The sequence below is a fragment of the Pseudarthrobacter enclensis genome, from assembly GCF_030811655.1.
Taxonomy (GTDB): domain Bacteria; phylum Actinomycetota; class Actinomycetes; order Actinomycetales; family Micrococcaceae; genus Arthrobacter; species Arthrobacter enclensis_A.
The window spans coordinates 19,143-40,189 of the sequence record NZ_JAUSRE010000032.1 but is presented as its reverse complement, the minus strand read 5'-3'; the positions used below and the strand labels follow the sequence as shown (position 1 = coordinate 40,189).

22 protein-coding genes are annotated in these 21,047 nt (G+C 66.9%); 8 read left to right on the top strand and 14 right to left on the bottom strand.

Translation table 11 applies throughout. The annotated features are described in order from the left end of the window. Positions 1-242: 242 nt before the first annotated feature. The 11 genes from J2X98_RS20920 to J2X98_RS20870 form a co-directional block, all read right to left on the bottom strand. Positions 243-683 carry a YtxH domain-containing protein gene (locus J2X98_RS20920; protein ID WP_141944248.1) on the bottom strand — a complete coding sequence of 147 codons (441 nt, stop codon included), beginning with the start codon at positions 681-683 and terminating at the stop codon, positions 243-245. Positions 684-810: 127 nt separating this feature from the next. Beyond that, the gene (locus J2X98_RS20915; protein WP_043451908.1) at positions 811-1,077 is read right to left on the bottom strand and encodes a GlsB/YeaQ/YmgE family stress response membrane protein; all 267 of its coding nucleotides are present in this window, start codon (positions 1,075-1,077) and stop codon (positions 811-813) included. 132 nt (positions 1,078-1,209) lie between these two features. Further along, positions 1,210-2,043 (bottom strand): aldo/keto reductase, encoded by an 834-nt coding sequence (locus tag J2X98_RS20910; RefSeq protein WP_307312070.1) that lies wholly within the window; start codon positions 2,041-2,043, stop codon positions 1,210-1,212. Between the two features lie 73 nt (positions 2,044-2,116). Next, positions 2,117-3,034 (bottom strand): alpha/beta hydrolase, encoded by a 918-nt coding sequence (locus J2X98_RS20905; protein WP_307312068.1) that lies wholly within the window; start codon positions 3,032-3,034, stop codon positions 2,117-2,119. A 64-nt stretch (positions 3,035-3,098) separates the two neighbouring features. After that, complete coding sequence (locus J2X98_RS20900) at positions 3,099-4,655, bottom strand: long-chain-fatty-acid--CoA ligase (RefSeq protein WP_307312066.1); 1,557 nt, start codon at positions 4,653-4,655, stop codon at positions 3,099-3,101. 24 nt (positions 4,656-4,679) lie between these two features. After that, entirely contained in the window at positions 4,680-5,876 is a 1,197-nt protein-coding gene (locus J2X98_RS20895) for an acetyl-CoA C-acetyltransferase (protein ID WP_307312063.1), read from the bottom strand. 44 nt (positions 5,877-5,920) lie between these two features. Further along, positions 5,921-7,177: an acyl-CoA dehydrogenase family protein gene (locus tag J2X98_RS20890; RefSeq protein ID WP_307312060.1), complete on the bottom strand. Its 1,257-nt coding sequence runs from the start codon at positions 7,175-7,177 to the stop codon at positions 5,921-5,923. Between the two features lie 127 nt (positions 7,178-7,304). Next, positions 7,305-8,030, bottom strand: coding sequence for a TetR/AcrR family transcriptional regulator (locus tag J2X98_RS20885; RefSeq protein ID WP_141944236.1), 726 nt, complete (start codon positions 8,028-8,030; stop codon positions 7,305-7,307). Positions 8,031-8,112: 82 nt separating this feature from the next. Continuing rightward, complete coding sequence (locus J2X98_RS20880; protein WP_307312055.1) at positions 8,113-9,135, bottom strand: SDR family oxidoreductase; 1,023 nt, start codon at positions 9,133-9,135, stop codon at positions 8,113-8,115. Then, entirely contained in the window at positions 9,129-10,100 is a 972-nt protein-coding gene (locus tag J2X98_RS20875) for an aldo/keto reductase (protein WP_141944232.1), read from the bottom strand. Before J2X98_RS20875 ends, J2X98_RS20880 begins: the two co-directional genes overlap by 7 nt. A gap of 40 nt (positions 10,101-10,140) precedes the next feature. Beyond that, positions 10,141-10,962, bottom strand: a complete 822-nt coding sequence (locus tag J2X98_RS20870) for an aldo/keto reductase (RefSeq protein WP_141944231.1) — start codon at positions 10,960-10,962, stop codon at positions 10,141-10,143. Between the two features lie 203 nt (positions 10,963-11,165). On the opposite strand from J2X98_RS20870, the gene J2X98_RS20865 reads away from it, so the two are divergent. Both J2X98_RS20865 and J2X98_RS20860 read left to right on the top strand, forming a co-directional pair. Next, positions 11,166-12,062, top strand: a complete 897-nt coding sequence (locus J2X98_RS20865; protein ID WP_141944229.1) for a helix-turn-helix domain-containing protein — start codon at positions 11,166-11,168, stop codon at positions 12,060-12,062. A gap of 150 nt (positions 12,063-12,212) precedes the next feature. Beyond that, a complete protein-coding gene (locus J2X98_RS20860) occupies positions 12,213-12,419 on the top strand; it encodes a hypothetical protein (RefSeq protein ID WP_307312050.1) in 207 nt (68 codons plus the stop codon). Between the two features lie 87 nt (positions 12,420-12,506). Here J2X98_RS20860 and J2X98_RS20855 read toward each other — a convergent pair whose 3' ends face one another. Both J2X98_RS20855 and J2X98_RS20850 read right to left on the bottom strand, forming a co-directional pair. Then, a complete protein-coding gene (locus tag J2X98_RS20855; RefSeq protein WP_141944225.1) occupies positions 12,507-12,719 on the bottom strand; it encodes a dodecin in 213 nt (70 codons plus the stop codon). Between the two features lie 114 nt (positions 12,720-12,833). Beyond that, positions 12,834-13,538, bottom strand: coding sequence for a FadR/GntR family transcriptional regulator (locus tag J2X98_RS20850; protein ID WP_307312048.1), 705 nt, complete (start codon positions 13,536-13,538; stop codon positions 12,834-12,836). Positions 13,539-13,708: 170 nt separating this feature from the next. Between J2X98_RS20850 and J2X98_RS20845 the strand changes: the two genes are divergently transcribed. The 6 genes from J2X98_RS20845 (at position 13,709) to J2X98_RS20820 (ending at position 20,603) form a co-directional block, all read left to right on the top strand. Beyond that, complete coding sequence (locus tag J2X98_RS20845) at positions 13,709-15,193, top strand: four-carbon acid sugar kinase family protein (RefSeq protein ID WP_307312046.1); 1,485 nt, start codon at positions 13,709-13,711, stop codon at positions 15,191-15,193. Positions 15,194-15,257: 64 nt separating this feature from the next. After that, positions 15,258-16,157, top strand: a complete 900-nt coding sequence (locus tag J2X98_RS20840) for an NAD(P)-dependent oxidoreductase (RefSeq protein WP_141944219.1) — start codon at positions 15,258-15,260, stop codon at positions 16,155-16,157. Between the two features lie 171 nt (positions 16,158-16,328). Continuing rightward, positions 16,329-17,795 (top strand): GntP family transporter, encoded by a 1,467-nt coding sequence (locus tag J2X98_RS20835; protein ID WP_141944217.1) that lies wholly within the window; start codon positions 16,329-16,331, stop codon positions 17,793-17,795. Continuing rightward, complete coding sequence (locus J2X98_RS20830) at positions 17,795-18,658, top strand: class II fructose-bisphosphate aldolase (protein ID WP_141944215.1); 864 nt, start codon at positions 17,795-17,797, stop codon at positions 18,656-18,658. Before J2X98_RS20835 ends, J2X98_RS20830 begins: the two co-directional genes overlap by 1 nt. 241 nt (positions 18,659-18,899) lie before the next feature. After that, entirely contained in the window at positions 18,900-20,258 is a 1,359-nt protein-coding gene (locus J2X98_RS20825; RefSeq protein WP_307312040.1) for an acyltransferase family protein, read from the top strand. Between the two features lie 15 nt (positions 20,259-20,273). Further along, positions 20,274-20,603 carry a GNAT family N-acetyltransferase gene (locus J2X98_RS20820; protein WP_307312038.1) on the top strand — a complete coding sequence of 110 codons (330 nt, stop codon included), beginning with the start codon at positions 20,274-20,276 and terminating at the stop codon, positions 20,601-20,603. A 42-nt stretch (positions 20,604-20,645) separates the two neighbouring features. Here the strand turns inward: J2X98_RS20820 and J2X98_RS20815 are convergent, their stop codons facing one another. Further along, positions 20,646-20,969: a hypothetical protein gene (locus J2X98_RS20815; RefSeq protein WP_141944209.1), complete on the bottom strand. Its 324-nt coding sequence runs from the start codon at positions 20,967-20,969 to the stop codon at positions 20,646-20,648. Positions 20,970-21,047: the final 78 nt, after the last annotated feature.

Genomic DNA, 21,047 nt, shown 5'->3' with positions numbered 1-21,047 from the left:
CGCCCCACCAAGATCCTCCCCAATGGCCTCCATAACCCCACTCTGCCAGCCACCACTGACAATGAAGACCACCCAAAACCCCTATGTGGAAAACCGGGAAGCACGCCGGATCAGCCTGTTAAACGCTGCTGGCCGCCACGTCCCCCAAGGATCGCGACGGCCAGCAAGGCTTTTGTAACACAACGCCGGGTCAAGCCGAAGTCACACTGCGGTGCTCCGTCATGAAACGGATTGGGGCGCTGTCAGGAGTTGGTTCCGGTTCCGTCCGAAGTGCCCAGATTGGTGGTCTCGGGATGGGTGCTGTGGGCAGGGACGTGGTCTCCGCCAAGGCTCCCCGCGCCGCCGGCAGTTCCCTGGGTTGGGGCAGGCGACGTACCGGCCGCAGCACCTGCGGATGTCATTGCGTCGGGCCCGGAAGCCTTGGAACCGGAGGTGCTGTCGCGATGCATGGCAGAACCAATCACCGTCCCGGCCCTGCGCGCAGCTTCGCCCAGCTGGTCTGCCACGTCAGGAGCCTTTTCCTTCAAGGTTTCCGTGGCCACGGAAACCTTGTCCTGGACCGGCTTGCTGTCCCAGATGCCGACCGCGCGGGCCTTCAGCTTGTCGTAGGCGGCACGGCCTGACCGCGAGCCAAGGACATAGCCGACGGCAACGCCTACACCCAAAAGAAGCTTGTTTTTCACGATGAACTCCTGCTCTGCGAGAAGGTTGTCAGTCCCGGCCGGGGGCGGCAAGGCGCCGGTGCCGGAGAAAATGAAAGCCGGCCCGGGGATGGTGTCCCCAGGCCGGCCTCCTGGCTTGCCCGTGCAGTTATCCGCGGGCGCTGCGCTTGGTGACCATGCCATAGATGGCAAGGACGATCAGCGAGCCGACGATCGCCAGCAGCCACGTCTGGATCGAGAAGAACTCCTGCAGTCCACTGCCGAAGATCATCCCGCCCAGCCAGCCACCGAGCAATGCGCCAACGACGCCCAGGATCAGGGTGATGACCCAGCCGCCACCCTGCCTGCCCGGGAGGATCGCCTTAGCGATCGCACCGGCAATAAGTCCGAGAATCAGAAATGCAATAAATCCCATTTGTCGCTCTCTTCCTAAGTAAAGGAGGCCCCCATGTTCCGGAGGCACTTCGTCCTTCTGGCTCAATAGTAATCATGCTTACTATCTTTTTGCCAACCCCGTTTCTCGTAAAAAGTGCACTTCTGGGCGGGTTTAGTGCCCGGTCCTGTCGGAATCATTGCCTGCCTCGGGCCCCTCGTCCAAGACCGAAAGTTCCGCTAGATCCTGCGGGTCCAGGGCGAAATCGAAGACGTCCAGGTTCTCTGCCATCCGGCCCGGTGAGGAGGTCCTGGGAATCGTTACCAATCCGTTTTGTACGTGCCACCGCAGGACCAGCTGGGAGGGGGTTTTTCCGTGTTTTTCCGCCAATTGGGAAAGGACGGGGGCGCTGAGCAAACCAGCGCCTGAGCCGCCAAGAGGGCTGTAGGATTCCGTGACAATTCCATGACGGGAGTGGAATTCGCGCTCAGCCGTCCGGGTGATGGCGGGGCTGAGCTGTATCTGGTTCACGGCCGGCACCACATCGGTTTCGGCCATGAGCCTTTCAAGGTGGGCAGGCTTGAAGTTGGATACCCCGATGGACCTGGCCTTTCCCTCTGCCTGCAGCCGCTCAAATGTCTGCCAGGTGGACACGTACTGGTCCCTGCCGGGCAGCGGCCAGTGGATCAGCAGCAGGTCTACATAATCCAGCCCCAGTCGCTTCAGCGATCCCTCCAGGCCGGCCACCGCGCGGTCATGGCCTTGGAATTCGCCGTCAAGCTTCGTGGTGATGAACAGCTCGCTGCGGTCCACGCCGCTGGCCCGGATGCCGTTGCCCACTCCGCGTTCGTTGCCGTATTTCACAGCGGTATCGATGTGCCGGTAGCCGGCTTCCACGGCCTGGACGACGGCGGCAGCCACCTGTTCGTCGTCCAGAGGCCAGGTGCCAAGCCCCAGCTGCGGAATCCCGTTGCCGTCATTGAGTTCGATGAGCGGTGCAAGTGTCATGCCATCAGTCTGCCCTCTGCCGGCCGTCCCGGCCCAGGGACGCCGGGACAATCTTGCGGGAATGGCCCGGACATTAACGGGAAATGGCGCTCTCCCGGTTCAGCAGCCCGTTGATCACAGCAGCTATCCGTTCCGCACCGGACCCGCCCATGGCAATCGTGTAGTGATTGACGTCCGGCACCAGTTCGGCCCGCAGGCAGGCACGGCCATGCAGGTGGCGGTCCACGATCTCCTGCGTGTACAGGCCCGGGGATTCGTCCCGGAGGCCGCGTGGCGCCCACAACAGCACCGCGGGATGCCGCAGCTGTTCCAGGGCCCGGGGGACCGCTTCCCCTGCCAAGAGGTCGGCGGAGTCCTCGCTCATGGCCTCGACGGCGGTCGAGGGGCGGAGTTCCGGCGGTTTACCCAGAAGGTCATACCGGGCATACGCTTCAACGGCGTCGTTCCAGCCGTCGGCGAAGGCCGGGTGGCCGCGCCAGAATTCCAGGTACGTCCCGTGATCGGGGAAGGTCATGGACAGCCGGGCGGCGGCAGGCCCGAGGATGGCCTGGATGGCCTGGGGGATGGTGACGCCGGGCGGAATGGGGAGCGGCAGGCCGCCGTCGACCAGGACCAGCGCGCTGACCCTGTCCGGGCGCAGGTGCGCGAAGACCTCTGCCACGAAAGCGCCCATGGAGTGTCCCAGCACCAACACCTGCCGCACATCAACAGCGTCCAGGAGAGCCGCCAGGTCCTGCGCGTGCGTGGCCATCCCGTACGGGCCCGGCAGGCTGCTGCTGCGGCCCCGGCCCCGCAGGTCCGGAGCGATAATGCGGGTGCCCGGAAGGGCGTCGGCGAGGACAGCCCACTGCATGTGCGACGATGTCACGCCGTGCACTGCGAGGACCGTGGGTGCCGTTGGGTCCGCAGGCCCCCAGATCGCGGTTCGGAGGACACCGCCGTGCACTGGAACGTCGAGGGTGGCGTAGCCAGTACGGCTGGTGGCGGTCAAGGCCGGTCCTTTCGGCAGAACGAAGGAAATTCCCAAGTGCGGCGCACTGATGGAGCACCTGGCCTTAGGCCGGGTCCTCCGCCAGCTTCCGCTTGAGGATCTTCCCGCTGGGTCCCAGTGGCAATTCAGAGAGGATCCGGACCACCCGCGGGTATTTGTAGGCCGCCAGCTGGGCGCTTGCGAAGTCGATCAGCTCGGACTTGCTGACCGTTGCCCCGGCGTCCAGCACGATGGCGGCGGCGATCTCCTGACCGTGAACGTCGTCCGGAATGCCGTAGACAGCGGCGCTGACCACCGCCGGGTGGGTCAGCAGGACTTCCTCGACCTCCCGCGGGTAGACGTTGTAGCCGTTGCGGATGATCATGTCTTTCTTGCGGTCCACAATGGTGAGGTACCCGTCGTCGTCCTTGGTGCCAAGGTCCCCCGAACGGAACCAGCCGTCCACCACGGCCTCAGCCGTGGCCTCGGGCCGGTTGAGGTAGCCCTTCATCAGCAGGTGCCCGCGGATGACCAGTTCGCCGAGCTCACCGTTGGGCACCAGTTCGATTCTCTCCACCACCTCCGGCCGGGCGATTTCGATGTCTACTCCCCAGATGGAGACCCCGATGGTGCCCGGCCGCGGCGCCGTGCCAACGTGGTTGAAGGCTGCCACGGGGGAGGTCTCGGTGAGGCCGTAGCCTTCATGGATCTCCACGCCGTAGACGTCGCGGAACTTGTCCATGACGGCCAGCGGAAGCGACGCACCGCCGGAAACGCCGTACCGCAGGGCTGCCGGCCGGTCCGGCACCGTCTTGGCTGCTTCCAGGAGCGCCACATACATGGTGGGCACTCCAATGAAGATGTTGACGTTGTGCCGGGCCAGGAGCTTCAGGGCGTCCGGGCCGGTGAACCGCGGCATCAGGACGATCGTGGCGCCGGCGCGTAGACCCGTGTTGAGCACCACCGTCTGGCCGAAGGTATGGAACAGCGGCAGGCCGCCAAAGAGGACGTCGCCGGGCCGGAAGTCCATCACGCTGGTCAGCAGGGTGCTGGTCTGTTCCACCAGCGCGAAGTGGGTGCCCAGCGCGCCCTTCGGTTTGCCCGTGGTGCCGGACGTGTACAGGATGGTGGCCGTGTCGGACGGGCGGCAGGGCTCGTACGTCCGGATCGGCTCCGCGGACGCAGCTTCCGTTTCGAGCCGTGGAAACCCGCCGTCGTCGGAAGCCATGACCGTCACCACGTCCACTCCGCTGGCCGAGGCGCCCGCGGCCCCCTCCCCGAGCAGCGGAGCGGCACAGATCAGCAGTTTGGCGCCGCTGTCCTGCAGGACATATTCGATCTCGCGGGCCTTGAGCAGGGCGTGCACCGGAACCACGATGGCGCCAAGGGACAGGATGGCGTAGTACACCCTCGCGAAGTCCGGGACGTTGGGAATCAGGACGGCGACGGCGTCTCCCGGGCCGATGCCGCGGGCCCGCAGCGCGCCGGCGTACGAGCGGGTCTGGCGCCAGAGGTCGCCATAGCTCACCTGGTCCTCGCCGACCACCAGGGCAATGCTGTCGGGGGTCCTCTTTGCTGATTCTGCCAGGACGGCAGCGACGGAGATGGTGGCGAAGCCGTCAGCGGAGTTGGTGTTGGTCATGGCCTGCTTCTTCGTTGGGATGGGTCATGCTTTGAGGATCAGGGCGTCACCCTGGCCGCCGCCACCGCAAAGGGCGACGACGCCGGTGCCTCCACCGCGGCGCTTCAGCGCCAGCGCCTGGTGCAGCACCAGGCGTGCGCCCGAGGCGCCGACGGGATGGCCCAGGGCGATGGCACCGCCTTCCGCGTTCACGGTCTCCGTTTCAATCCCGAGATCGTTGGCGGACTGGATGAGGACCGAGGCGAACGCTTCGTTGATCTCCACCAGGTCCAGTTCCTGCGCGGTGAGCCCCTCTTCCTTGAGGGCGCGCTCGATCGCCCGGGCGGGCTGGGAGTGCAGGGAGCCGTCGGGCCCGGCTGTCTGCCCGTGCGCCCGGATCTCCGCAATCCACTCCAACCCCGCGGCCTCTGCCGCCGCCTTGCTGGCAATGACCAGTGCCGCCGCGCCGTCGGAGAGCGGAGAGGAGGACCCGGCGGTAATGGTGGCGGCCGCATCCTTCGAAAATGCCGGACGGAGCTGGGCCAGGGATTCGGGCGTTGTTTCCGGACGGATGCCCTCGTCGTGCTCAAGGACCACGGCGGCTCCCTTGCGCTGCGGCACCTCGATTGGCGCAATCTCTTCGGCCAGCACTCCTGCGGCGCGGGCAGCCTCGGCGCGCTGGTGCGAACGCGCAGCCACGGCATCCTGCTCCTCGCGGGTGATGCCGCGTTCGGTGTTGCCGGCGTCGGTGGCCTCACCCATCAGCTTGCCGCTGACAGGGTCCTGCAGCCCGTCGTGGTTCAGGGAGTCGAGCATGGGGGCGTCGCCGATGACGACGCCCGCGCGGAGCCCGGGGACCAGGTGGGGTGCGTTGGTCATCGACTCCTGGCCTGCGGCGACGATGAAGTCGGCTTCCCCGGTGCGGATCATCCTGGCGGCGTCAATGACTGCCGTCAGCCCGGACAGGCAGAGCTTGTTGATGGTGATGGTGGGGACGTCCCAGCCGATTCCCGCGGCCAGGCTGGCCTGGCGTGCGGGCCCCTGGCCGGCGCCGGCCTGGATGACCTGGCCGACAATGACGGCCCCGATCTGCTCCGGCGCCACGCCGGTGCGTTCCAGCGCGGCGCGGATGGCATGGGCGCCCAGATCGCTTGACGAGAAGGGCGTCAGGCCGCCGCGGAACCTGCCGAACGGAGTGCGGGCGCCGCCCAGGATGACGGGGATGTTGGCGTTCTGGTTCAAGAACGGTCCTTTCGGGAAGGCCTGGCCAAGACCAGGGAGGGAGGTCAGGCGAAGGCGGAGGTGCCGGTGATGCCCCGGCCGATAATGAGGGCCTGCATGGTCTCTGTGCCTTCGTAGGTGTGGATGGCTTCGATGTCGGCCAGGTGCCGTGCCACGCGGTTTTCCAGCAGGATGCCGTTGCCGCCCAAGAGGTCGCGGGCATTTGAGGCTATGCCGCGCGCCGTCCGGGTGCAGGTGTACTTGACCAGGGAAGCCTGCTCGGGGGTCAGCGCTCCGGCTTCATCGAGCCGCGTCATCTGCACCACCATCAGCTGCATGGTGGCCAGTTCGCTGAGCATCCGCGCGAGCCGCTCCTGGACGATCTGGGAGGCGGCCAGCGGGCGCCCGAACTGCTTGCGCTGCTTGGCATACTGGACGGCCGTTTCGTAGCAGGCAGTGGCATGCCCGACGGCGGACCAGGCCACGCCCAGGCGCGTGGCCAGCAGGACGCGGGCCGTGTCCTTGAAGGTCCGGGCGCCGGGCAGGACGCTCTCTTCCGGAACGAAGACGTTCTCCAATCGGATGTGCGCCTGCCAGATGGCACGGAGGGCGAGTTTGCCTTCGATCTTGCTGGCGCTGTAGCCGGGGGAGTCCTGTGGAACCAGGTAGCCATGGACCTGGCCGTCATCGCCCCGGGCCCAGACGACCGTAAGGCCGCCGACGGAACCGTTGCCGATCCACTTCTTTTCACCGTTGAGCAGGAAACCCCCGTGGGTACGGGTGGCCGTAGTTTCCAGGGCCACGGAGTCCGATCCGTGGGTGGGCTCGGTCAGGGCGAAAGCCGCGTATTCCGCGCCGCTGGCTATCGCCGGAAGCCAGCGCTCCTTCTGGGGGCCGGAGCCGCACTCAGCCACGGACCGCAACGCCAGGCCGCCCTGGACTGCGACCATCGTTGCCACAGAGCCGTCGCCGCGGCTGATTTCCATGTTCACCAGACCGGCGGCCATGCTGCTCATCGGTGCAAAACCGTCCACCGGTACGCCGTCGCGGAGCAGGTCCAGTTCGCCAAGGCGCCGGAGGAGGTGCAGCGGGTACTCGCCGCGTTCCCAGTAGCCGTCGATGACGGGGAGGACCTCGTCCTGGACAAAGCGGCGGGCGCGGTCCCAGTACGCGCGGTCTTCGGCGTTGATGCCGGCGAAGACGGAGGCGGGATCGGTGCCGAGGGCTTCGGTGAGAAGGTACTCGGGCTCTACCGTTCCGGCCGGAAACTTCGGCGCACCTCCGGTGATGGTGGCCGCGGGGCCGGGTGACGTCGTCGTCATGAATATGCATCCTTCGAATCAGCGGCGGCGGGGAGGCCGGGGCCGTGTGGCCTGCACCACACGCTCTAAGGATGCATTGAAACGCAGTTCCACGTCAAGAAACTCAGTTTCAAGAGCGGTGGGGAGATCAGGGGAGGGCGTCGCGGACCGCCTGGGCCACCGCGTCCTTGTCCGCGGCACCGGAAAGAACGGTGACGACGACGGTCGGCGCAAGAGGAGCGGCGGCCCCGGCGCCGAGGAGTGCCGGCCTGAACGTTTCCGAGAGTGCCTGAAGCTCGGCGGCGAGGGCTGCCGCCCGCTTCCGGTCCCCGGAGTCGGCTTGTCCGGCGGCAGGCGCCGCACGAAGCCAGTCCCGGAGGAATGCGTTGTGCACGGCCACCACCGCGGCTGCGAAGGCCACGGCCTTGTACTCACGGCCGCCATCGCGGGGCAGTTTGTCATTGAGGTAGTGCAGGAATGCTCGCTCGTACCGGTGGGATGTCACCAGTTCCCGGTCCCGCAGGGCCGGAACCGCCTGGAGCAGCCCGTGCCTGGCCCGGGAGGTTGCTGGGTTTTGCAGGTGGTGCTCAAAGACCAGCATGGCTGCCTCCGCAACGGCAGCCAGCGGTTCCAGCCTTGATTCGGCGAGCCGCTGGTTCACCTGGGCCAGGATCCGCTCGTGGTCGGCGAAGACGACGTCCTCCTTGGACCCAAACCTGCGGAAGAACGTGCTGCGGCTCATGCCCGAGGCTTCTGCCAGCTCCTCTACGGATGTCGCATCGAATCCCTTGTTTGCCAGAAGCCCGATGGCCGCCGCAACGGGGCCGTCGGCGGGATGCCCGTCGGCAGGATGGTTCGAAGGGGACGAGGTCATGCGCCGAAATGTAGCACAGCGGTTAAACGCGTCTGGCCTGCCGCTGGATCCGGCAGGCCAGTTTCCAGTCCGTGGCCGGTGTTCAGGCGCCCCGGCGGGACCAGGCGGTGAGCTTGTCCGAAAGCTGCATGTAGGCCCCGTTTACCTGCTGCAGCTCCGGGTGGTTGTCGTGCCACTCCACGATCTCCCGGGCGCCGTCCGCGAACGGGATGGTGGCGGTGTAGTCCGGGACCAGGGATTTGATCTTGGTGTTGTCGAACACCACCGAATGGGACCGGTCGCCCAGGAGGTTGGAACCCAGTTCCTGGTCATGGGCGGCGATGGTTTCGGACGCCACATGCACCAGTTCGGGTTCGCCGACGCCGGCCGCCCGGGCGAAGAGCTGGTAAATCTGGTTCCACGGCAGGTATTCGTCCGAGGTGATGGTGTAGCTCTCGCCCACGGCCTGGGGCCGTCCGAGCAGCCCGACAAACGCCTTGGCGAAGTCTTTGCTGTGCGTCAGCGTCCACAGCGAGGTGCCATCCCCGTGAACCATGAGCGGCAGGCCGTTGCGCATGCGGTGGATGTCTGTCCAGCCGCCCACCATCGCGATCTTGGTGCGGTCGTAGGTGTGTGACGGCCGGACCACCGTCACCGGGAAGTCCTCCTCCCGGTACGCCTGGAAGAGCAGTTCCTCGCAGGCGATCTTGTCGCGCGAATACTGCCAGAACGGGTTCTTCAGCGGCGTGGACTCGCGGATGGGAAGCCTGGTGGGCGGCTTCTGGTACGCGGAGGCGGAGCTGATGAAGACGTACTGCCCAACCCGGTCCCGGAACAGGTCCATGCTGGTTTGCGCCTGGTCCGGGGTGTAGGAGATGAAGTCCGCCACGGCGTCGAACTCCCTGCCGCCCAGCACCTCGCGGACGGCCTCCGGGTCACGGACGTCGGCATGCAGCACCTCGGTCCCTTCCGGGACCGGCCTCGTGGACTGGCCCCGGTTGAGGATGGTCAGCCGATGGCCCAGTGCGACGGCGCGTTCCGCCGCAGCCGTGCTGATGACGCCGGTGCCGCCGATGAACAGGATGTTCGCCGGCGACACCGTACGGGACGGAAGCGTGGTTACCACGCGTAGTCCTCCGGTGCCGTGCGGTGGCCGGGGAAGATGTCGTCCAGCCGCTTGAGCGCGTCTGCGTCGAGTGTGACGTCCAGGGCGCGGATGGCGGCATCCAGTTGTTCCTGGGTCCTGGGGCCCACGATCGGTGCGGTCACCGCAGGCTGGTGCAGGAGCCAGGCCAGGGCAACGTCGCCGGGTTCGTGGCCCAGCTCGTCGGCGAAGTCCTCATACTGGCGAATCTGGTCCTCATGCTTCTTCAGCGTTTCGGCGGCCCGGCCCTCGGTGCGGCGGACTCCCTGGCGTTCTTTCTTCAGCACGCCGCCCAGCAGCCCGCCCTGAAGCGGCGACCAGGGGATCAGTCCCAGGCCGTACTGCTGCGCAGCCGGAATGACTTCGAGTTCCACCTGGCGCATGAACAGGTTGTAGATGGACTGCTCGCTGACCAGGCCGGTGTAATTCCGGCGGCGCGCTGCTTCCTGGGCCTGGGCGATGTGCCAGCCGGCAAAGTTGCTGCTGCCCGAGTAGAGGATCTTCCCCTGCTGCACGGCAACCTCGATGGCCTGCCAGATCTCGTCCCACGGGGTGTCACGGTCAATGTGGTGGAACTGGTACACGTCGATGTAGTCGGTCTGCAGGCGCTTGAGGCTGGCATCCAAGGCCCGGCGGATGTTCAGCGCGGACAGCTTCGATTCATTAGGCCGGTCCGTCATGGTGCCGTAGAGCTTGGTGGCCAGGACCGTGTGCTCGCGGCGCTCGCCGCCCTTGGCGAACCAGCGCCCGATGATCTCCTCGGTCCAGCCGCGGTGCTCCGCGCCGCCGTAGACGTTGGCAGTATCAAAGAAGTTGATGCCGGCTTCGTGCGCGGAATCCATGATGCTGTGCGCGTCCGCCTCCTCCGTCTGGGGCCCAAAGTTCATGGTGCCCAGGCAGAGGCGGGAGACTTTCAGGCCGGATCGGCCCAAATGGGTGTACTGCATGGAAAATCCTTTCGGTTTCGGTGGCAGCGAGTGCCGGAACCTACATTTGGGTGAAAGCGGCGACGGCGGGATCGGACCCGATGCGGGCTCCCGATTCCAGTGCGGTAATGGCGGCCAGTTCGTCCTGGGACAGGGTCAGGGATGACGCCGCGAAGTTCTCCCGGATGCGGTCCGGGTTTGCCGACTTGGGAATCACGATGTTGCCATTGGCCAGGTGCCAGGCGAGCACCACCTGGGCCGTGGTGGCATCGTGGGCGTTGGCGATTGCCGTGACGGCATTTCCGTTCAGGTCCCCGCCCTGGCCAAGCGGGCTGTACGCCTCGACGGCGACTCCCAGGCTCCGGCACTTGGCGGCAAGGTCTGCCTGCTGGTAGCTGGGGTGCAGTTCGATCTGGTTGACGGCCGGCACGGTTTCTGCCGACTCCAGCAGGGTGTCCAGGTGGTCGGAGAGGAAGTTGGAGACCCCGATGGCGCGGATTTCCTTGTTCTCATACAGCCGCTCCATCTCCTTCCACGCCTGGACGAAGAGGCCCTGCGAAGGAACCGGCCAGTGGATGAGGTAGAGGTCGATGAAGTCCAGGCCCAGGGCCTTGCGGCTGTTCTGGAACGCCTCCTGGGCCCGGCCCTGCTCGCCGTTGCGGAGCTTGGTGGTCACGAAGATTTCCTCGCGGGGGATGCCGGTGGCCGCAAGGGCTGCCCCTACCCCGGCCTCGTTGCGGTACGCCGCTGCCGTATCGATGTGGCGGTACCCGGCCTCGAGGGCATCCTCCACGGTGCGCTGGGTGTCTTCCGGCGGGACCTGGAAAACGCCGAAGCCGAGCTGCGGGATGGTGACGCCATTGTTGAGTGTCAGCTCTGACATGGGTGTGTGCTCCTTGGAACGTATGGTGCTGGGATTCGTTGCCGACTGCCCGACGAAGAAGAAAGCGGTTTCACCGGCTCACTCCCGAGCCTATGTACTTTCCGTGACCAAGTCAGCAGCCAAGGCTGTTCCTGTTCTTCCTAGGACCGCCAGTCCTACCTTCGTTGTAGAGCCGGGCACCTGACGCAGGCACAATGGTCTGCATGGGTCAAAGCGCCGAGTTCGGAAAATTCCTCAAAGCCATGCGGTCCCGGTTGAGCCCGGAGGTCGCCGGGACCGGCGCCAGCACGGGTGCCCGCCGCGTCCCCGGTCTCCGGCGGGAGGAAGTGGCGCGGCTCGCGGGAGTCAGTACCGACTATTACGTACGGCTGGAGCAGGGCCGCAACATCCACCCGTCGCGCACCGTACTGGACGCGGTGGCCCGGGCGTTGCGCCTGGACAGCAGCGAACACGCGCACATGCTGGACCTGCTCGAAAACTGCGCAGGCGCTCCGCGGGAGCCTGGCGCCAATGCCGCCCAGGGTGTCCGGCCGGCGCTTCGCCAACTGCTCGACGCGGTGGGGGATGTCCCGGCCCTGGTGCTGGGGCGCCGCAACGACGTGCTGGCGGGCAACAGGATGGCGTTCCTGCTGTTCGCCGATTTCCCGGCCCTGCCGCCCGCCGAGCGGAACCTCACCCGCTGGACCATCCTGGATCCGGCCGCCCGGGAACTCTTCAGGGACTGGAAGACGGTGGCTGCTGAAGCCGTAGGATCCCTGCGGCTGGATGTGGGGAGGCACCCCAACGATCCCCAAGCGAACCACCTGGTGGGTGAATTGGCCGTCCATAGTGAACACTTCCGCCAGTGGTGGGCGGGCCACCGGGTTGCCACCCGCGCCGCCGGGACTGTCCGGCTGCACCACCCTTCTGTGGGGGACCTGGAACTGAACTTTGAAAACCTTGTCCTGCCGGAGGACGCCGACCAGACGCTCCGGGTGTACTCCGCGCGCCCGGGATCGCCGTCGTCGGACGCCCTGGCCCTGCTGGGCAGCCTGGGCGCCGCGTTGGAGGCCACCGAGGAGCGGGATGCGGCCGCAGCGGACCGGAGCGACGCCGGCTAGGGGAAGCCAGGGGTGTGAGCCGCTGTATATTCGTCCAGTGGAAGCAGGCTTTTCTGGCCAGCCGCCCATTGGTGTGGGGGCGCCGGTTCCGTAGGGTGGGAGTACCAGCTTTCACTGCCCGGATTTTTACCACCCAGGATGGTCTCAACGATGAAACGCATCGCCCTGCTGAAGGAGCGCCAGGCGTCTGCCGGCGCCGCCTCCACCGCTACCGGTTCGCACTGCCCGGCGTCCGGACTCTGGAGCCCCGACGTCGACCCCCATACAGTCCTGTCCTTTTTTGAGGGCCACGTATTCCCGCCGTTCGACGGCGTCCCCACGGTCTGGCGGCGGCGCAGCCCGGGCACAGCAAACTGATCGCCGCGTAGACGCACAGCTGACCCGCAGCCAACGGTCGCCGGAACCATGTTCCGCGACGCCGGCTGCGGGTCAGCTCTGTTTAAGTCAGTGCTCTTCCAGGCGGAAGCCGATCTTGATGGTGACCTGCCAGTCCGCGACCTTCCCGTCCTCAAGGTGGCCGCGGACCTCCTTGACCTCGAACCAGTCCAGGTTCCGCAGGGTCTGGGATGCCTTGGCAATACCGTTGCGGACGGCGTCGTCCACGCCCTGGGTGGAGGTGCCGACAATTTCAGAAATGCTGTACGTGTGGTTGGACAACTTCGCTCCTCGTGGTCGTCAATGCTCCCGGTTGCGGGCCGTCCCTGAAGCCTAGTAGGACTCCGGGAACGTTGAAAGAGGAACGCGGAAAGCGTTGCTTCCGGCAAATGGCCGCTATTTGGCTTCCAGTACCAGCTGCTTCAGGTCGTCCAGGGTCTGCTGCATGTGGGCGTCCATGGCCTCGCGGGACCTAACGGAGTCGCGGGACCGCAGTGCCTCGGCAATGTTCTGGTGGTGGCCGATGGCGTGTTCCTGGATCTGGGGAACGGCAGAGGTCTCCGTCCGGCGCTTTTCCAGGACCCGGTGCAGCGGCTCGAACAGGACCGACACGAAGACGTTCCCGGATGCCCGCAGAATGACGTCGTGGAAAGCGAGGTCCGCTTCGACGAAGGCCGCGACGTCGTTGATGCTGTTGGCGGCCTTCATCGCTGAAACGTAGTTGAAGAGCGCGGTGATGTCCTCTTCCGCAATCCGTCTAGCGGCGAGCTCGCACGCTCCCGTTTCGAGCATCCGGCGGAGCTCGATCAGCTGGATGGAGGCATCGGCGTCGTTCTTGCCCTCCGCTGCCGCGCGCAGGACGGCTTCGAGGGAGGCCCAGCGGCTGAGTGGGTTGACGAAGGTGCCGCGGCCGCGCTCCACGCTCAGGATGCGCTGGGCCTGCAGCGTCTTCATGGCCTCGCGGACGGTCATGCGGCTGACTTCATGTCGGGCGCTCAGCTCGTGTTCCCCGGGGACGGTGGACCCTGGCGGGAACTCGCCGTCGATGATGCGGTCAAGCAGCTCATCGGCCACAACGCCTACCAGCGACTTCCTTGCCATGTTGCCCCCGATTCCTGCTTCCGGCTTCCGCGGCGGATATGTCAGACAAGTGTACTTGCGCGTCCGTATGCCGTGTGCCACACTAACATCAAATGCAAGATGTCAGACATCTTACAGCTACCTTTACATCTGGATCCGCCAGCCCGGATCGCTACACAACGGAGTGCACTGTGACGCTTGAAGCAGACGTTCTGGCCGCCTATCCGGCAGACCTCGAGATCCCGGCCGGCCTGGTTGCCGGCGCGCTGGCCGCGTCCAATGCGGCGGTTCCCCGCGTCCTGGTGGTGCTTGACGACGACCCCACCGGCACGCAGTCCGTGGCGGACCTGCCGGTGCTTACCCGCTGGGACGTGGAGGACTTCACCTGGGCCTTCGGCCAGGGCAAGCCCGCTGTCTACGTCCTCACCAACACGCGCAGCCTCGACCCCGCAGAAGCGGCAGCCCGGAATGAGGAAGTGGTCCGCAATGCCCTGGCGGCAGCAGGATCGCCGGACACGCTGCGCCTGGGCTTCGTCAGCCGCAGCGATTCCACCCTCCGCGGCCACTTCCCCCTGGAACCGGACGTCATCGCGGCCACCGTTGCTGAAGTCAGCGGCGAGAAGACCGACGGCGTTGTGCTGGTTCCGGCATTCCCCGACGCCGGGCGGCTCACCATTGGCGGAGTCCACTACATGCGTGGCGCCGAAGGCACCCTGGTTCCGGTGTCCGAAACCGAGTTCGCCAAGGACGCCACCTTCGGCTTCAGCACGTCCGTCATGGCGGACTACATCGCAGAGAAGTCGCAGGGCCGGTTCCCTGCCGACTCCGTCATCGTGCTGGACCTCAACATCATCCGGGCCGGAGCCGCCGCCCAGGACCCTGCTATCTCCGCCAAGGCCGTCGCCGACGCCATCGAGCCGGCCACGGACTCCACGCCCATCGTGGCGGACATCGTTACCGAGAACGACTTCCGCGCCCTGGCCCTGGGCCTGGAGGAAGCCGAACGCCGCGGCAAGAAGCTCCTGTACCGCGTAGGTCCGCCGTTTGTCCGCGGCCGCATCGGCCAGGAAGTCCGCGCGGCGCTCACCTCCGAAGAGGCCTACGCGGGCAATACTCCGTCGGAGGCCGGCGGCTTGATCGTCGTGGGATCGCACGTAGGCCTCACCACGCGCCAGCTCAACGTCCTCACCGCCGAACACAGCTCCGCCCGGATCATCGAGATCGACGTCGAGAAACTCCTCGGCGCCGAGCCGGAGGCCAAGGCGCACCTGGACCAGACCGTTGCCGCCGTCGTCGAGGCCCTCCACGCCGGCGACGTCATCGTCCACACCAGCCGCCTGCTCATCAAGACCGAGGACCCCGCCGAAAGCCTGCGGATCGCGCGCACCGTCTCCGCCGCCGTCGTGGACGTGGTCAACCGCACGCTGAAGACCTTCCCGCCCCGGTTCGTCATTGCCAAGGGCGGCATCACCTCCTCGGACGTGGCAGCCCACGGCCTGGAAATCCGCCACGCCATTGTCCGCGGCCCCATGCTGCCCGGCATCGTCAGCCTGTGGGAACCGGTGGACGGACCTGCCAAGGGCATTCCCTACATCGTGTTCGCCGGCAACGTGGGCGACGACGACTCCCTGGCCCAGGTCACCCGCAAGCTCAGCACATCCCCATTCGCCCCCTAACCTCGCAAGCTCGGCCAGGGAACCCGCCGAGCGTGGCCCCTATTTAATTCAACGGAGAAACACCATGACCAGCAATTACACCGTCACCGTCCTGGGCCTCGGCGCCATGGGCCTGCCCATGGCCACCCGCTTGGCATCCCAGCTGACCGTCCACGGCTTCGACATCGCCGAGCCCCGCCTCAAGCTCGCCGAAGAAGCCGGCATCGCCACCTTCACCACCGCCCGCGAAGCCGCCAAGGGCGCGAACGCCGTCCTCCTGGCCGTCCGAAACGGCGAGCAGCTCAACGATGTCCTCTTCGGGGAGAACGGCGTGGCCTCCGTCCTGGAGCCCGGCGCCGTCGTGATCCTGGGCAGCACGGTGGGTACCGACGCCATCCCCGCCACAGTCGCCAAATTGGCCGAATATGGCGTGGACCTGGTGGATGCCCCCCTGTCCGGCGGCCCCAAGCGCGCCGGCGAAGGCGACCTGCTGATTGTCGTGGGTGCTTCCCCCGAAGCCCGCGCCAAGGCGGCCCCGGCACTGGACCTGCTGGCCTCCACGCTCACCGTGGTGGGTGACAACCCAGGTGACGGCCAGGCCCTGAAAACGGTCAACCAGCTCCTGTGCGGCGTGCACATCGCCGCCGCCGCCGAAGCCCTGGCCCTCGCCGACGCGCTCGGACTGGACCAGGCCAAGACCCTCGCCGCCCTCGAAGCAGGCGCGGCAGGCTCCTTCATGCTCTCCAACCGCGGCCCCCGCATCCTGGAGGCCTACAACGAGGAAGGCGCCGAGGTCCTCTCCCGCCTGGACATCTTCGTCAAGGACATGGGCATCGTGGGCAAGGCCACCCGTGCAGCCGGCCTTGCAGCCCCCGTTGCCGCTGCGGCCGAGCAGCTCTACCTGCTGGGCCAGGCCCAGGGCCTTGCCGCCGCCGACGACTCCGCCGTCATCAAGGTTGTCGCGCCCGCCAAGCGAACCAAGTAAGCCACCCTCCTGCCCTTGCGGCACTAAAAGGTACGACGACGGCGGTCCCCCCTCCGCCGTCGTCGTACCTCCGAGCGTTGCCGGCGCAGTCCCGCAACGTTTAATCCCCACCCCACCATTCCGTGATGCCGCCCTGCCCCGGGGCCGGCCCGTCAAAGGAGACAACTCCCCGTGAACCACCTGATGAGTCCGCTGATACAGCGGGCAGCCGACGCCCCGGCCATCAAGCCCGCCGTTGAGCTGGGCACCCCGGTGCTGCTCACCATCGCAGCGGCGGGCATCGCCATCCTGCTGGTGATGATCATCCGCTTCAAGATCCAGGCCTTCGTGGCCCTGCTCACCGTCAGCATCCTGGTGGCCGTGGCCGCAACCATCCCGCTGCAGGACATCTTCACGGTGGTCTCCAGCGGCGTCGGCAGCACCATGGGCAAGGTTGCCATCCTGATCGCGCTCGGCGCCGTGCTGGGCCGCATGATCGAGGTGTCCGGCGGCGTCCAGTCGCTGGCCGACCACTTCACCCGCAAGCTCGGCGCGCGCCGCGTGGCCGTGGCGCTGACCGCCGTCGGCTTCCTCGTTGCGATCCCCGTCTTCTTCGAGGTGGGCATCATCGTGCTGGTGCCCATCGTGTACGCCTTCGCCAAGATCGCCAAGGTGCACCCGGTCAAGTTCGGCCTGCCCATGGCCGGCATCATGCTTTCCATCCACGTAGCCGTTCCGCCGCACCCGGGCATCGTGGCCGGCGCGGGCGTGCTCGGCGCCGACATCGGGCTCATCGCCCTGATCTCGCTGCTGATCTGCGTGCCCCTGGGCTTCCTGTCCTACTGGGTGGCCTCCATCATGAACCGCAAGGACTACGAACTGCTGCCCGCCGTGAAGGCCCAGGTGGAGGAGTTCGGCTCCGATTCCCTGGTCAAGGTGGGCCACGACGGCCCCGGTGCCGCAGCCATCGCTCCGCCCCGGCCGGGCCTGATCATCTTCCTGATCGCAGCACCCATCGTACAGATCCTCCTCGGCACGGTTGGCACGCTCGTGATCCCCAAGTCCGATCCCCTCTACGGGCTTGCATCGTTCATCGGCAACCCCTTCCTGGCCCTCTTGGTGGCCGTGGCGCTGTCTTTCTTCCTGCTGGCCGTCCGCCGCGGCTGGTCCTTCCGGGAAACAGGTGAAATCTTCGAAGGCTCCCTGCCTCCCATCGCCTCCATCCTGATGGTGGTGGCCGCCGGCGGCGTGTTCGGCAACGTGCTGCAGGTCTCCGGCATCGGTTCGGCGCTGTCCAAGACCCTGGACACCCTCGGCGTCCCGCTGCTGCTGCTCGGCTTCATCATCTCGCTCGCCCTGCGCGCCGCCCAGGGCTCGGCAACCGTGGCCATCGTGACCACCACCGGCCTGCTGTCCGCGGCCGTCAGCGGCGGCGGCTATAGCCCGGCGCAGATCGCGGTGATCGTCATAGCCATCGGTTTCGGCGCCCTGGGCCTGTCGCACGTCACGGACGCCGGCTTCTGGGTGGTGGTCCGCTACTACGGCCTCACCGTTTCCGACGGCCTGAAGACCTGGACGGTCCTCACCACCATCCTGGGCCTGGCGGGCTTCGTGCTGACCTTCATTGCCTGGATCCTGGTGGGAGGCCTGGGGGTCTGATGCGTACCCGACTGGACCACCTGGTCACCTCCGCCCTACAGCAGGGTTCCGCCGTGCCGGCCTTCACCTGCTACGACTTCACCACGGCGCTGGCCGTGGTGGGCGCCGCCGAGGACTCCGGCAGGGGAGTGATCCTGCTGGTGGCCCCGAAGACCGCCGCCACTGCGAACGGCCTCCGGCTCATCGCGGCGCTGCGCGGACTGGCGGAGGCTGCCGCTGTGCCGGTCGCGGTGCAGCTTGACCACGCGTCGGACCTCAACGTGATGGCCGACGCCGTCGCGGCAGGGGCGGATTCGGTCCTCGCCGACGGTTCGTCCCTTCCCTACGAGGAGAACATCGCGCTGGTCCGGGATGCCCGGGCGCTGCTGGGCCCCGACGTGGTCCTCGAGGCGGAACTCGGCGGCCTGGCCGGCGACGAGGACCGCGCCTTCTCCGCCGGCCAGCCGGCAGGCCAGTCAGGCGTGGACGTGGCAGGCCTGACGGACTCCGCGCAGGTGGAGGACTTCGTATCCCGCACCGGTGCGCAGCTCCTGGCCGTCGCCGTGGGCAACGTCCATGGCAAGTACAAGGGTGAGCCGCGGCTGCGCTGGGACGTGCTGCAGGACATCGCAGCTCGGGTCCACATTCCGCTGGTGCTGCACGGCGCCTCCGGGATTCCTTCCGGGGAGCTGGTCAAAGCCGCCGCCATGAACGTTGGCAAGGTCAACTTCAACACCGAACTGCGGACGGGCGTGCTGGCCACTCTCCAGGATCAGCTTGCCGGCCACCGGGCCGACGGCGAGAACCTGCAGGGCCTGCTGGCCATGTGGAACACGTCGGCCAAGGGCTTTGCCGCCACCACCCTGGCCACGCTGGCGCGGTAGCGGCAGCCGGACCCGCCACAGACGGGAGGCCAGGATCAAGCAGCCGGTCCTGGCCTCCTTTTTGCCGGACGCAGGTACCTCCGCGCCGCCGTGACGCAGGGCAGCACGCCCGTGCCCGCCGTCGTCCTGGCGCTGCCCGCAGTCCTGCAGTAGGGACTCGCAGGGCCCTATGGTCCTTAAACCCGCCCGCTGCGGGGTGCACAATAGTGCCGTGGGCAGCGTCGAGTCGTTGTAGGCCCCAGTGCGCACCGGCGGGCAGGGGACAGAAACCGGGCCGGACACGGCAAACCGTGATCCGGCCATCGACCTTGTCCGTTTCATCTGCCTGGTGCTGGTGTTGGTGGGGCATTCGATGATGGTCAGCCCCGTCCTGCACCCTGACGGTACCGTGACCACGGAAAACACGCTGGCGATCCAGGACTGGTTCGAGCCCGTCATTTGGATCTTCATGGTGATGCCCCTGTTCTTCGTTACGGGAGGGGTGACGGGGCTGCAGTCCTGGCGGCGGCTCAAGGAGGCCGGCGGCACTGCTGCCCAGTTCATCCGCGCCCGCCTCCTGCGGCTGGTCCGGCCCGCCACTGCCCTGTTGGCCACGATGGCAGTCGGCCTGTCCGTGGCCGGCGTACTCGGCGTGGACCAGGAAGTGGTCCAGCTCATGGCCACCGGCGCCGCCATGCCACTGTGGTTCCTGGCAGCGTACCTCGCCGCGCAGCTGAACATTCCGGTGCTGGCCGCGCTGCATGGCCGGGCCCCCTGGCTGACCCTCGGCCTGCTCACCGCGCTGGTGGTCGCCGTCGACTGCCTGCGCGGCGCACTTCCGGACCTGGCAAATATCAACCTGGTGTTCGTGTGGTGCGCCGTCCAGCAATTGGGCTTCCTGGCCGTGGACGGCCATTTTTCCCGACTCTCGCGCTCCGGCCTGCTGGGCCTGACCATTGCGGCGCACCTGCTGCTGGGCCTGGTGACCGGGCTGGGGCTGTACCGGGGAAACATGCTGGTGAACCTCAATCCGCCCAACCTGACCCTGGTAATCCTGGGCGTTGCGCAACTGGGCGCCCTGGAGCTCGCCCGGCCGGTCCTGGCGCCCCTGGCCCGGGTGGGCTGGATCAGCCGGCTGCTGAGGGTGGCCGGGTCCAGGTCCCTCACCGTATACCTGTGGCACCTGCCCCTGCTTGGCGCCATGTCCGGGTTGCTGCTCCTGGCGCCGATCCCCAAACCGGCCTCCGGCACCGCTGGATGGTGGTGGTCGCGGCCTTTGGTCGTCCTTGCGCTGGTCCTGCTGCTCCTGCCGGTGGCGGCGGCCTTTGGGCACCTGGAGGAACGGACGACGGCGATGCACGCCCTCCGCTGCCGGCCTGCCGTGGCGGGGGCCGCCGTCGTCGTGGTGTTTATCCCGGTGGCGGATGCGGCCCTCAGCGGACTGTCGCTGGGACTGCTCGCAGCCGGCGCTGTTTGTTTTTTGGTGGCAGTGCTTTTGCTGGGCGGCTTTTCGCCGGGGCACCGGCGGATGGCTGTCTCCGGTGGCGGCCGCAAAGCCAGAGCCCACGTCAGAACCCGGGCGAAGAAGGGGAGAAGGGGCATTGCCAGCGGGGTGAAGTAGTGCCAGTGTCAGACCATGACCGAGAACACTGCGTCCGCGGAGGACAAATTCACCGCCAACGTCTCGCTGCGGCGCAACGATGCGCAGCACCGGTACGAGCTCCTGGTGGATGACAGAATTGCCGTGCAGGCCTTCTTCCGCGACCTTCCCGGGCACATCGATTTCACCCACACCGAGACCGGGCAGGACTTCGAGGGCCAGGGTCTCGCTAAAGTCCTGGCCCACTTCGCCCTGGATGACGTGGTGGCCACGGGCAAGCGCATCATTCCGCACTGCCCGTTCATTTCCAGCTATCTGCGAAAGCACGAAGGCTACGAACAGTTCGTCGACTGGCCCCAAGGCTGACGGCTGACAGCGGCGGCCGGCCGCCGGGCGGCGGAAAGCCCGTTAGCTGGCGAGCGCCCGGTCGCTGACTGCCATGGCGGTCCCAGGGTCATCAATGGTGAAACCGCAGGCGCAGCGGTACGTGACGATGCTTTCCGGCACTGATCCGGGCCGCAGGGCGACGACGGAGTTTCCGTCCACGTACACGGGCTGCCGGAGCGGCATCTCCGCGGGGTCGACGCGCTCCATGGGCGTGCGGCAATGCATGCGGGAGTTGAGGGTCAAAAGCAGCCCTGCGTCGACGGGTACTGTGGTGGCCAAAAGCTGCCCAGCTGCCTCATTGCGCTCCCCAAACGCGGCCGGCTGGTGTTCCATTGCGGTGGTCATTATGTTCTTCCTTGGGCTTCTTTCACGGGACCGCCAGCGTTGGCAACCCCGCCGCGAACTGCTTGCGGAGGTTCATCT